Below are 12,961 nucleotides of genomic sequence, written 5' to 3' on the forward strand. Positions count from 1 at the left end.
TAAACCCTTATTGCCTCATATGCATTCAACCAAAAGATGTAGAAAGCTGGGTGCGTTTCCCTACCCTACATTGCCCGGATTATATTCAATTAAATCGCTGTTAACTATGAAGCTACTGTCCCTTTTTCTGCTCGCGCTTTCTTTGCAGGCAAGCGCCAGGGATTCCCTGGAAAAACTCCCTCCCGGCGTACTGCGGCAAACCGTCAAAGCTGCGGCACCTGTGCACGGCATTATCCGCAACAACAAAGGAGAACCACTACCCGGCGCCTCGGTAAAAGTAAAAGGCACTACGAGAGGCGCTATTACCAACACCGCAGGTGCATTTGACCTCGAAGTACCGGATGGCGCCACGCTGGTGATATCTGCCGTAGGCTATAAAACCCGCGAAGTAAGAGCCACCAACAACCTGGTAATTTCCCTCGAAGAAGATGTAACAGAACTGGGAGGCGTTGTAGTAACCGGTTTCCAGAATATCGACCGTAAGAAATTTGCCGGCGCTGCCGTTACCCTCAAAGGGGATAATGTGAAAATAGACGGCGTACAGGACGTAAGCCGTATGCTGGAGGGCCGTGCTGCCGGGGTAAGCGTGCAAAACGTTTCCGGTACATTCGGTTCTGCGCCTAAAGTACGTATCCGCGGCGCTACCTCTATCTCCGGTGAAAACAAGCCACTGTGGGTGGTAGACGGCGTGGTACTGGAAGATATCGTAAATGTATCCAACGAACAGCTCACCAGCGGTAATATCAATACGCTCCTGGGGTCTGCCGTAGCCGGACTGAATGCCAACGATATTGAAACGTTCGACATCCTGAAAGATGCGGCGGCTACCGCGCTCTATGGCGCCCGCGCCATGAACGGCGTAATCGTTATCACCACCAAAAAAGGTAAGGCAGGCAGGGCGGCAGTGGCGTATACCGGCAACTTCGGCGTACAACTGAAACCCTCCTACGAAAACTACGATATCATGAACTCCGCCGACCAGATGTCGGTATATGCTGAACTGGAACGTAAACAACTGCTCCAGTATTCCGAACAGATCAACGAACGTACGTCAGGCATCTACGGAAAACTGGGGCGCCTGCTCCAATATCCCGATGGCAGCGATAAATTTTCGGTACTGAATACCCCGGAAGCACGGCAGCAATGGCTCATGCAATATGCCAACGCCAACACCGACTGGTTCGATATCCTGTTCCGTAATTCCCTCACCCAGGAACACTCATTGAGCCTGTCCACCGGCAACGAAAAATCACAACTGTATCTCTCCACCAGCTTCTATAACGACGCCGGCTGGACCATTGCAGATAACGTGAAGCGATATACGGTGAATATGCGCGCCAACTATACGCCCAATAATAAACTGAGCTATGGCCTCCAGATCAACGGTAACGTACGCCAGCAACGCGCACCAGGCACAGAAGACCGCGTATCTGACAAAGTACAGGGCACCTATACCAGGGACTTCGATATCAATCCCTTCTCCTATGCACTCAGCACCAGCAGGGCACTCAGGGCGTACGATGAAAACGGGCAGCTCGAATACTTTACCCGAAACTTTGCTCCTTTTAATATCATTGAAGAAACCAGGAATAATTTTACAGACCTAAACGTCATCGATTTCAGATTACAGGGTAACCTGAATTATAAATTCAGTCCTCACTTTAATTATGATTTTACCGGTGCCATCCGTTATGCACGGACAAGTGCGGAGCATAAATCAAATGAAAATTCCAATGAAGCCAATTCCTACCGCGCCAATGGCAACAGCATCATCAATCAGCGGAATCCATTTCTCTACAAAAACCCCGACTTCCCCAACGACCCGGCAGTAGTAGTACTGCCCTACGGAGGATTTTACCGGAGAAATGATGTGGAACTGAAAAACTATACCTTCCGTAACCAGTTCAACTATAACCAGTCGTTCAACGACGATGAACACCAGGTATCTGCACTGGTAGGCCAGGAAGTAAAATATGCCGACCGCCAGACGTCCAACAACGTAGGCGTGGGTTATCAATACAACAGCGGCGGAACTCCGTTTGTAGATTATCTCTTCATCAAAAAAATGACAGAGAAAAACCAAACCTACTATGGTGTGAGCAACGACTTCGACCGGTTCATCGCCTTTTACGCCAATGCCAGTTATACCTATAAAAGTAAATACACCCTGCAGGCCACCGTCCGTGAAGATGGTTCCAACAGGCTTGGCAGCTCTCCCAGTGCGCGCTGGCTGCCTACCTGGACCGTTGCCGGCAACTGGAATGTGGACCAGGAAGCGTTCCTGAAAAACTCTTCCGCGGTCAGTCACCTGATGCTCAAAGCCAGCTATGGCCTGAACGCCAGCACCGGCGCAGCCACCAATACCACCGCTATCCTGCGGTCGTTTGTTACCGCCCGGCCATATCTCGTAGATCAGCAAACCGCTATCCTCATACAGGCGCTGGAAAACTCGGATCTTACCTGGGAGAAAAAATATGAACTGGACCTCGGGGCAGATATGGGATTTTTTGATGAAAGACTTGGGCTTACTTTCGACTATTACCGGAGAAAAAGTTTTGACCTGATTGGTCTTATTAAAACTTCGGGTGTAGGCGGACAGGTAAATCAATTCGCCAACTATGCCGATATGAAATCGCATGGCGTGGATATAGCTCTTACCGGCAAAATCATCGCACAAAAGAATGTGGGTCTTACCAGTACCTTCATCTTCAGCTATAACAATACCCTTATCACCAATGCCAGAAACAACCCGGTCATCTTCGACCTGGTAGGTGAAGGTGGCGGCGCACTGGAAGGCTACCCTGTACGCGGACTGTTCTCCCTGCAAAACGCAGGACTGGATCCTTACACCGGCGTGGCACGCTTTATCAACGACACCGGCACGGTATCGTCCGGCGTGTACCTGCAAAGTCATAATGTGAAATACCTGAAGTACGAAGGCCCTGCCGATCCAACCATTACCGGCGGCTGGAGCAACACCTTCCGGTATAAGGATTTCTCCCTCAGCGCACTCATTACTTACCAGGCAGGAAATAAGATCAGGCTTACACCGGTATACACTACCGATTACACCGATTTTAACTCACTGCCAAATGAATTTAAAGGAAGATGGAGTTTACCGGGAGATGATAAGAAAACAAATATCCCCTCTGTTGCTGATATCTACACACAAACAGATCTGCTGGCCAATACCGCTTATCCGTATAACAATTATAATTTTTCCAGCGACCGCATAGCAGATGGTGGATTTGTAAGATTAAAATCAGTGACCCTCAGTTACCAGATCCCCGCGCCATTGCTGGGCCGCATCGGATTAAAAGGCGGATCTCTCACGGCTACAGGAAACAACTTATGGCTTATCTACGCCGACGAACGCCTGCATGGGCAGGACCCGGAATTTTATAATACCGGCGGGGTAGCAATGCCTGTCAACAAACAGGTAACCGTTTCACTGAAAGTAAGCCTCTAATCCAAAAAGTATTCATTATGAAAAAACTACTGATCTATATAGGCTTATTTGCCGCCGTAATAACATTACCCGGCTGTAAGAAGTACCTCGAAACACTGCCCGATAACAGGACGGTGATCACCTCACCGGAGCAGGTAACCCAGCTGCTCACGACCGCTTATCCGCATGCGAGTTACATGTTGTTTTGTGAGGCGCTGAGCGATAATGTGGAAGACAAAGGCAACACCGGCGTAGGTATTGATCCGCAAACTTTCCAGATCAATACGCAAACTTTTAAATACCAGGATGCAGATGATATTTCTGCCGATGGCCCCATTGCGTACTGGGATTCCTGCTATGCCGCTATCGCGGTGGCTAACCAGGCATTGTCTTACTGCAATGGTCCGGATTCAGCGAAGTATTCCGCGCAAAAAGGAGAAGCGCTGGTATGCAGGGCCTATGCGCACTTTATGCTGGTAACCCTTTTTGCCAAAGCATACAATCCGGCTACTGCAGCCAGCGACCCCGGTGTACCCTACATGACCACCATCAGCACCTCCGTTTTCAATAAATACGACAGGAGCAATGTAGCGGCGGTATACCAGAAAATTGAAAGTGACCTCACCACTGGTTTACCCCTGCTGAAAGATGAGCTGTATGCCAATGCGCCTAAATACCATTTCACGCGCCAGGCTGCAAATGCTTTCGCCGCACGGTTCTATCTATTCAAAAGGGATTATGCAAAAGTAGTTGCACATGCCACGGCTGTTTTTGGCAGCGTTAACCCGGCTAACCTGATCCGTGACCAGGATGCATTCTATGGCATGTCGTACGATAATATGGTGGTGTATTACAACCACGCCTCCAATCCTGCTAATATTTTACTGCAGGAAGCGCCCGGCACAAAATATCCCGACAACTACTACAGCTACCGCTATGGCATAGGCACCGAAATTAACCAGGAATATTTCCTGTCGGACAATGTGACCGGCGGCAACCTGGCGATGTCTATATATGGCTCCGGCCCGCAGTATTTTAACTTCCCGAAATTTAAGTCGGATGTTACTGTGATGTCGCTCCTCAGCATGGATGAAGTACTGCTGAACAGGATTGAAGCCAATATCCGCTTAAAGAATTACACCGCCGCTGTTACGGATATGAATACCTGGGTGAGCAAAAATATTTCTGGCTACAGTCCATCCCGGCACAACGTCACCATCGCAAAAATGATGTCGTTCTATGGCTTGCCGCAGGACGCATCCATGATTGAAACTACACTCTATATGAAAAGGGTTACTTACATGCAGGAAGGCCTCCGCTGGTTCGATATACTCCGGCTTGATATCCCGGTAGTACATACCGGCTCGCCTAATTTTAACACGACACTGGCGCCCGGCGATAAACGAAGATTGTTACAACTGCCGCCGGAAGCAGTTAACGACGGTATGGCATTGAACCCGAGATAATTCATCTGTTGTAAACCTTTTAAAATGAAACCAATGAAACTACAGATAATCACCGGCATCTTCCTGCTACTACTAATGGGAAGCGCCTGTAAAAAAGAAAAGGTGAGTCTCACCACTCCCCCGGTTGGACTTGGCGGCGACTCTACCGCCAACACACCGGAAGATATTTTTATACATGATAGTCTCACGGTACCTTATAACATCGCCGTTTATTATAAATGGCTGCCCGGTCAGCTGGACTTTCCTTACGAAATTGTGCCGCCAAAGGCTGAGAAAGTAATCCCCGCGCTAAAAGCTTTGCTGGCGGTTACTTTCAGACCTTACAACGAACAAACCGGCAGTTCCGTTTTCCTGAGAAGATACCTGCCGAAAACGTTTAAAGTAGCAGGGTCCGCACAATACCTGAGCAACGGTTCCATTATTCTCGGCCAGGCGGAAGGCGGTACCTCCATGGTACTGTTCGAGTTTAATAACTTCACGGCCCAGGCAAAAGACTCCAATACGCTGAAACGGATGGGACACACCATGCACCATGAGTTTGGACATATCCTGAATCAGAATATCGTGGTTCCCCCTTCATTTAAACAGATCACACCACGATACACCGGTAACTGGTACAATATCGCCGATCAGGAAGCGCGGATGGACGGATTTATTACCGCCTATGCAGAGTCGGACCCCAACGAAGATTTCGTGGAAATGGTCGCTTCCCTGCTGATAGGCGCCGACAATGGCAACGATGGGTATGACGACTATGAAAAAATACTGGCCGATCAGACAGATGGTCCGGGAACACCCGGGTATGAAGCCATCAAAGCAAAAGAAGCGGCGGTAGTGGATTATTTCGCCCGGTCGTGGTCCATCGACTTTTACGCCCTGCAACGCAAATGCCGCAGAGCACTGGCCGCCTATTATCAATAATTGTTGATCACCCTGAATTATTATTTATGAAAAAGATATGGATATATTATTTCCTCGGCCTGGCAGTGATGCTCTCTGCGTGCGACAGGAAATCTGACCTTAATATTGACGGGATACCAACAGATGTAAGGATAGCACAGGCCCTGGCCACCTATCAGCAAAAACTTACAGACGCTCCCTATGGATGGGTGGTTACCCAATTCACCAACGGTACCTCCACCAATGGCGGCGTTACCCGCAACGGGCCTAAAGCGGTATTCTCCTACTATATGAAATTCGATAAAAACAGCCAGGTATCGATGTTGTCGGATTTTAACATGGGAGCTGCTACTGTCTTTAACAATACAGGCTATCGCATCAAAGCTAACCAGCGTCCTACGCTGATCTTTGATACCTACAGCTATGTTCATCTGCCCTGCGATCCGGATGCCGCTATATCTAACAGTCCCTTTGGATCAGGCTTCGGATGGGGAACCGATTTTGAATTCGCTTTTGCTGATAACGTAGCCGCAGCAGAACTGGGCGACACCATCCGTTTAAAAGGCAACCTGAACCAGGCGGAAGCGGTGATGGTAAAAGCCACACAAGCCGAGCAAACCTTGTTTAATACCAATGGATTCGGTTCTTACAGCACCTTCAATAAAATCCTCGAATATTTCAAACGGGTGAATGCCGGTGGCGTTGTCTTCGAAATAACTCCCGGTGTTGGCGGCAGATCATTTGATATTAAAACAGCCGGCAGTCAAAACATTACCAATGTGGGCTGCCAGTTTGCACCGCACAGCATCATACTGCAGGAGCCCGTTACCATCGGCGGACTCACGGTCAAATCCCTCGACAACCTCGTCTGGAACCCTGGTACGCGTACTATCAGCGCGAGCGTCAACGGTACGCCGGCTACCATTTCGCCGGCACTGGCGCCCATATCGCCGGAACCAGGCGTTGCACTGGCTTTCTACAACGAAGGCCTTGATAACCCCTGGCTCACCGTTCCGGGCTTTCATATCAGCGGAGTGGATGATGCTTATAATATCCGGGGTCTAACCTTTCCCGGCCGTACCTATTATCGCTACGTATACTACCCCGGCCTGGTAGACGCAGGTGGTGGCGATTTCTATGATGTGTTGTCGCCTTTCTTCGTAGGAGCCACCAACGGTTATCCCTACCTGTTCGCAGGCGGAGTGGCATACCCCTATTTACAGAGCGGCGGCCGCCTCACTTTCGAAATGCTCGATGGCGGCGATCCGATCGTGAATCCGCCAAGCATTATCGCTACCAACAATGTTTTTAATACCGGGAAAACAGCGCCGCCTTACTTCGCTAACTCCGCAGGTTTTTACATTGTTCGTAAAGCAGATGGAACTACCATGGACATGGTAACTGCCGGCGATGCCCTGGGATGGATAACATGGAACCACCAGTAATTTTATTATTTAAATTTTATCAGATGAAAAAGATATTCTTCATAGCTGTTATAACTCTACTGGGCGGCAAATTGGCGCAGGCCCAACAGAGTAACCTGTCGCCGGTGAACCAGGTAAAACAAGGCTATAATCAAACAAGGGCCAATACCGATTATAGCATGATCTACCTGAAAAACATCTCAGTAACCGATACACAAAAACCACAGGTAAATAAAATAATCCTGAACTACCTCGACGCCAAAAGAACATTGGCGCTGGCAAACAAACAAGACCTCAGCGTTTACAGGCAGCAGCAGCCCGCCCTGTTCAACGACTTTAAAACAAAACTCGCCACAGTGCTGAGCAGCCAGCAAATGTCTGCATTCCTGGCGTCAAAGCCACCACTGGACGGTAAGAGAAATTTGTTACGAGGATTGTTTTATTAGGGCGATCGCAGCGGATTTTGTCTTGGCTCAGGATTACGCTGATTTTACTGATTACCTGGATTTTACTTTTTTGATTTATAAAGGATTAAGGGAGATAGAAGCGGACATTCGCTTTTATCTCCCTTAATTATCATTTTAAGAAAATCAAACAATCCAAAAAAATCAAAAAAGTAAAATCCAGGTAATCAGTAAAATCAGCGTAATCCTGAGCCAAGACAAAATCCGCTGCAATCCTTTACAAAATAAAATGTTAAAGTATTGCCGGCCTCCACTTTCCATTAATGCTCTCCAACATATCTCTCACAGCCATCCCGGCTGATCTGCATTCCTTTTTGCTTGAATGTTCCCTGTAACTATCCTTTTTGTAACCAGTTACACGAAGCAAACGTAACCATTCCGGTACTATTTTCGCTCCACGGATGCCATCCAATTGCATACATGAAAATACTTTGCCAGCTACTTTCGGTTTTACTGATTGCCCTTATTCTTATTGCCGCAGGCGTACCTCATACGGCCCTCATTATTTCACCGGATGCATTGGACAGCCTCCCTGCCGATACTTTGCCCATCGCCTCACCCGATAGCATGGATGCCCCTATCCACTACAAGGCGAAAGACTCTATCGTAATGCAGATACCCAAAAAACGTATACTCCTGTACGGTAGCGGCGATACCAAATACAAAGAAACCAACATCACCGCGGAGCGTATCAGCTTCGACCAGGAAAACGGCATGGTGGAAGCCACCAAAATGACCGATACCGCCGGTAAAGCCATTGGCCGCCCCGTAATGACAGACAACGGCCAGAGCTTCGAATCTGATACCATGCAGTTTAATATTACCTCCCGGAAAGCAAAAATTTATAATACCAGGTCGGTATACGGAGAAGGATTTATCACAAGCCAGCAATCCAAACGGATGCCGGACAATACCATCTTCGGTTTTAAAAATACCTTTACCACCTGCGATCTCGATACCCCACACTTCCAGTTCCGCGCCCGCAAAATAAAAGTGATTCCCGATAAACTGGTGATCTCCGGCCCGGCCAACCTGGAAATAGAAGGCATTCCCACACCACTGTATATACCTTTTGCCATTTTTCCCATCACTCATGGCCAGCGCTCCGGGATACTGCCGCCGCAGTACGTGGTGAATCAACAAAAAGGAATTGGCCTGGAAAACGGCGGATACTATCTCGGCCTGGGCGACAACTTCGATCTCACCACGCGGATAGACCTCTACTCATACGGCAGCTGGGGCATCAAAGCCAGTCCCACTTACCGGAAACGCTACAAGTACAACGGCGGCTTTAACTTCGACTTTGCCAACACCCGCTTCGGCGATCCGGAAGTGAAATCAGAGTTCAGTACCTCTAAGGATTTCCGGGTAACCTGGAACCATAGCATGGACAGCAAAGCACGCCCCGGCGTGAACTTCGGCGCTGCCGTGAACTTTGGCACCTCTTCCTATAACAAGTACAACGTGTATGATTACAACACGCGTGTAAATAACAACATCGGGTCGTCTATCACGTTCTCCAAAACCTGGCAGGGCAAGCCGTACAACCTCACCATGGGGTTGAACCACTCCCAGAACCTGAGTACCCGTGATGTGTCTATCTCCTTCCCGGATGCCACTTTTACGGTGAACACGATCTATCCTTTCCAGCCAAAGGAAATGGTGGGCACCCCAAAATGGTATGAAAAAATCGGGATCTCCTATAATACCATCCTGCGCAACCAGGCTAACTTCAAGGACTCCCTGTTTGGTAAACAAGCGATGTTTGACGCCATGCAAACCGGCATGCAGCATAATATCCCGATCTCGTTCTCTATCCCGGTGTTTAAAAAAGCCTTTACGTTATCGCCGGGGATTAACTATACAGAATGCTGGTATACCAAGAAATTTGTCCGCAAATGGGACCCCAATAAAAAGAACCTTGGCTCGGACACCGCGGGCGGCGCTATTGATACCAGCTACATTCCCGGGTTTTACAGTGCCCGCGACATCAGCGCCAGCATGTCGCTGTCCACCGCCATGTATGGCATGTACACCTTTAACAAAAACTCGAAGATAAAATTCATCCGCCATGTGATGCGGCCCACCATGAGTGTGAGCTACCGCCCGGACCTTTCCAGTCAATATTACCATGAGCTGCAATACAACAAGGAAGGCGATAAACAAATGGTATCCGACTTCGACGGAGCTATCATCGGGGTACCTTCTCCCGGTGCTTTTGGAGGTATTAACTTCGGACTGGATAATAACCTGGAGATGAAAGTATTTTCAAAAAAAGATACGACCGGGCGCCATGAAAAGAAAATAAAACTGCTGGATGGTTTTGGCATCAACGGCAGCTACAACCTGGTGGCCGACTCCTTTAAGTTGTCTACTTTCAGCTTATACGCCCGCACCAACCTGTTCGATAAACTGAATATCTCCGCCAGCGGAAACCTCGACCCCTACCAGGTAGATGCCCGCGGCCGCCGCATCGATAAATACGTGTGGCAGCAGGGAAAAATCAGTCTGGGTCGTTTAACCAATGCCAGTATTTCCATGAGCACCTCCTTCCAATCGAAAGATAAAAAGGGCGCTGTCAAAGAACAAACAATGGATTCCCTCCAAAACGTCCAGGGCGGCGACGCAGCCTTTGCCGCACAACAACGCCAGCTGGCGCAAATACGCAACAACCCCGGCGAGTACGTGGACTTCGATATCCCCTGGCGCATAGATCTTTCTTATAGCTTATCGTATACCAACACCATCATCCCCGACTCCGGCGGCGTGGTGAAACGTATTACACAATATGTAAGCTTTAACGGCGACTTCAGTCTCACGCCAAAATGGAAGATTGGCCTGAACAGCGGCTTCGATTTTACCAACATGCAGATCGCCTACACCAACATGTATATCTCGCGGGATCTGCACGACTTCAATCTCTCCATCAACCTCATTCCTTTCGGCACCTACCGGCAGTTCAGCTTTACGATCAGCGCCAAAGCCAGCCTGCTGAAAGACCTCCGGCTTAACCGCACCAGGCAGTTCTTCGACCAGTAAGCGGATTTTGTCTTGGCTCAGGATTACGCTGATTTTACGGATTACCCGGATTTTTACTTTTTTGATTTTTGGGGATTTTTAGATTTTATTAAATAATAGTTAAGGGAGATATAAGCGAATATATCCGCTTATATCTCCCTTAATCCTTTATAAATCCAAAAGTAAAAATCCGGGTAATCCGTAAAATCAGCGTAATCCTGAGCCAAGACAAAATTCGCACACCTCTTCGAGCACCCCCACCACCGAAGCAATTTCTTTATTGTTGAGGGAAGCGAAACCGAAGCGCAGCGCATTCTGCGATGCAGCGCCGTAGTGGTATTGCCCGCCGCTTGTCATGTGCAGGCCGAGTTCCGCTGCCTTTGCAGCGATTTTTTTGAGCGGGTATTTTTTGGAGAAGCGCAACCAGATAGCCATTCCGCCGGAAGGAACCGTAAACTTCACCGCGTCGCCAAGTTTGGTGCTCAGTAAATGACAAAGCAGGTCCCGTCTTTCTTTATAAATTTTATTTGATTTTTTAAGATGCCGGTCTATGGTACCATCCGCAAGCAGGTTGGCCAATGCCTGCTCAGAAAGGTTATCCCCACGCAGGTCCATCAGCCGGCGCAGGTTTGCAGCGGCCTCAATGAAATCGGCAGGAGCAATCATAAACCCAATACGGATAGATAGTCCCAGCGATTTGGTAAACGACCCGATGTAAATGACGTTACCGCCATGATCTGCACTGGCCAATGGTAAAATGGGCGCCGAGCTGTAGTGGAAATCATAATCGTAATCGTCTTCTATTACAGGCAGTTTGTATTTGCGGATGACAGCCAGCAGCTTCATTCGCCGCGCCGCACTCAGCGTAACCGTGGTAGGATGGTGATGATGCGTAACCAGGTACAGCATCTTTATTTTCCGCTTGCTGCAAAGTTGCTCAATCATATCCACATCAATACCTTCTTCATCTACCGGCACCCGCAGCAGCTTTGCGCCGAGCTGTTCAAAACAGAGGTCCGCAAAAAAATAGTTCGGACTACCAACAATTACCAGGTCATCTTTTTTGATGAGCAACGCGGCAGCCAGGTAGATAGCCATTTGCGCACCGCGGGTAATCATGATGTGCGGCATACTGATGTTTAATCCACGTGTATCAGAAAGGTATTCCAGCATCTGCTTCCGCAGCGATTCCAGCCCGGTAGCGCCACCATACATCAGCAGCTTGGCATACCGGGGACTTTCAATCACCGAGCGGCATTCCTTTACCCAGTCGGCCAGCGGTGCCAACCGCGCATCCGGGAAACCATCATTGATGATCAGCGTACCAGCGGCCGGCGGCACACCTGCCAGTGTGATGGTAGGCACCTCGTGAAATGGAAAGGCCGCCGCATCCTCATAGGGAGAGGCAGCGTCCCGGTAGGTCCTGGGCTTCATCACCGGCAAATTGGCGGCCACCATTACACCCTTGCGCGGCATTGCCACCAGCCAGTCCTGGCTCACCAGCTCATCATAAGCCGCAATCACCGTTTTCCGGTGCACCTCCAGCTGCAATGCCAATACCCGGCTGCCCGGCAGGAACAGCCCGGGTTTCAGGATCCCTTCCTGGATAAGCCCGATGAGCCGGTTGGCAATTTGCTGGTACACCGGCAATTTCAGCGTTTTATCTGTTTGTATGAGCGTTTTAAATGGCAGCATCTGGACTACTTAACAATTACAAAGTGGACTACTAAGATACTCCAGTTGATGGTAAATTTGTGGATCATTTTTAATACAAAACAATTGACGATGACAACCAGATTTTTGATGAACGAAACGGAACCAGGCGCCTACGCCGCTATGCTCGGACTGGAAAAATATCTCGCTACTACCGGCATCGCCCCGCTCCATCATGAGCTGATAAGAATACGTGCCTCGCAGATCAATGGCTGCGCCTTTTGCGTAAATAAGCATAGTAAGGATGCGCTTAATTTAGGTGAAACCACGCAGCGGTTGCTGCTGCTCCCTGTATGGCGCGAATCACCGCAATTCACCGAAGAAGAAAGGATTATCCTGGCTATGACGGAAGAAATTACGCTCATCAGCGAGAAAGGTCTTACTGATGAAACCTATGAAAAAGCACTGGCGGCATTTGGCCTGAATGGTACTGCCCAGCTGATCATGGCGGTGAATATTATTAACGCGTGGGACCGCATCGGGATTACCACCCGGCGCATTCCTCAATAAGCCCATTTAAACCAAGCG

The 12,961-nt window shown here is 49.0% G+C and carries 8 protein-coding genes; 7 read left to right on the forward strand and 1 reads right to left on the reverse strand.

Annotated features, from left to right (window positions below; all coding sequences use genetic code 11):
- The first annotated feature begins 106 nt into the window (after nt 1-106).
- The 6 genes from AB6805_RS03955 to AB6805_RS03980 all read left to right on the forward strand — a co-directional run bounded on the left by AB6805_RS03955 (nt 107) and on the right by AB6805_RS03980 (nt 10,741).
- The gene (locus AB6805_RS03955) at nt 107-3,469 is read left to right on the forward strand and encodes a SusC/RagA family TonB-linked outer membrane protein (RefSeq protein WP_370908154.1); all 3,363 of its coding nucleotides are present in this window, start codon (nt 107-109) and stop codon (nt 3,467-3,469) included.
- A 17-nt stretch (nt 3,470-3,486) separates the two neighbouring features.
- Entirely contained in the window at nt 3,487-4,914 is a 1,428-nt protein-coding gene (locus AB6805_RS03960; protein WP_370908155.1) for a RagB/SusD family nutrient uptake outer membrane protein, read from the forward strand.
- Nucleotides 4,915-4,947: 33 nt separating this feature from the next.
- Nucleotides 4,948-5,835, forward strand: a complete 888-nt coding sequence (locus AB6805_RS03965; RefSeq protein WP_370908156.1) for a substrate import-associated zinc metallohydrolase lipoprotein — start codon at nt 4,948-4,950, stop codon at nt 5,833-5,835.
- 26 nt (nt 5,836-5,861) lie between these two features.
- On the forward strand, nt 5,862-7,259 hold the full coding sequence (locus tag AB6805_RS03970; RefSeq protein ID WP_370908157.1) for a DUF4302 domain-containing protein: 1,398 nt from the start codon (nt 5,862-5,864) through the stop codon (nt 7,257-7,259).
- Nucleotides 7,260-7,282: 23 nt separating this feature from the next.
- Entirely contained in the window at nt 7,283-7,684 is a 402-nt protein-coding gene (locus tag AB6805_RS03975) for a hypothetical protein (RefSeq protein ID WP_370908158.1), read from the forward strand.
- A gap of 438 nt (nt 7,685-8,122) precedes the next feature.
- Nucleotides 8,123-10,741, forward strand: a complete 2,619-nt coding sequence (locus tag AB6805_RS03980; protein ID WP_370908159.1) for a putative LPS assembly protein LptD — start codon at nt 8,123-8,125, stop codon at nt 10,739-10,741.
- A 186-nt stretch (nt 10,742-10,927) separates the two neighbouring features.
- Here the strand turns inward: AB6805_RS03980 and AB6805_RS03985 are convergent, their stop codons facing one another.
- On the reverse strand, nt 10,928-12,415 hold the full coding sequence (locus AB6805_RS03985) for a PLP-dependent aminotransferase family protein (RefSeq protein WP_370908160.1): 1,488 nt from the start codon (nt 12,413-12,415) through the stop codon (nt 10,928-10,930).
- Between the two features lie 90 nt (nt 12,416-12,505).
- Between AB6805_RS03985 and AB6805_RS03990 the strand changes: the two genes are divergently transcribed.
- A complete protein-coding gene (locus tag AB6805_RS03990) occupies nt 12,506-12,943 on the forward strand; it encodes a carboxymuconolactone decarboxylase family protein (protein WP_370908161.1) in 438 nt (145 codons plus the stop codon).
- Nucleotides 12,944-12,961 lie beyond the last annotated feature (18 nt).

Source organism: Chitinophaga sp. RCC_12 (assembly GCF_041360695.1).
In the GTDB taxonomy this organism is placed as follows: domain Bacteria; phylum Bacteroidota; class Bacteroidia; order Chitinophagales; family Chitinophagaceae; genus Chitinophaga.

Excerpts from the sequence above, each read along its gene's own strand:
- AB6805_RS03955 (WP_370908154.1), top strand. The coding sequence starts at position 107 with ATGAAGCTACTGTCCCTTTTTCTGCTCGCGCTTTCTTTGCAGGCAAGC.
- AB6805_RS03960 (WP_370908155.1), top strand. The coding sequence starts at position 3,487 with ATGAAAAAACTACTGATCTATATAGGCTTATTTGCCGCCGTAATAACA.
- AB6805_RS03965 (WP_370908156.1), top strand. The coding sequence starts at position 4,948 with ATGAAACTACAGATAATCACCGGCATCTTCCTGCTACTACTAATGGGA.
- AB6805_RS03970 (WP_370908157.1), top strand. The coding sequence starts at position 5,862 with ATGAAAAAGATATGGATATATTATTTCCTCGGCCTGGCAGTGATGCTC.
- AB6805_RS03975 (WP_370908158.1), top strand. The coding sequence starts at position 7,283 with ATGAAAAAGATATTCTTCATAGCTGTTATAACTCTACTGGGCGGCAAA.
- AB6805_RS03980 (WP_370908159.1), top strand. The coding sequence starts at position 8,123 with ATGAAAATACTTTGCCAGCTACTTTCGGTTTTACTGATTGCCCTTATT.
- AB6805_RS03985 (WP_370908160.1), bottom strand. The coding sequence starts at position 12,415 with ATGCTGCCATTTAAAACGCTCATACAAACAGATAAAACGCTGAAATTG.
- AB6805_RS03990 (WP_370908161.1), top strand. The coding sequence starts at position 12,506 with ATGACAACCAGATTTTTGATGAACGAAACGGAACCAGGCGCCTACGCC.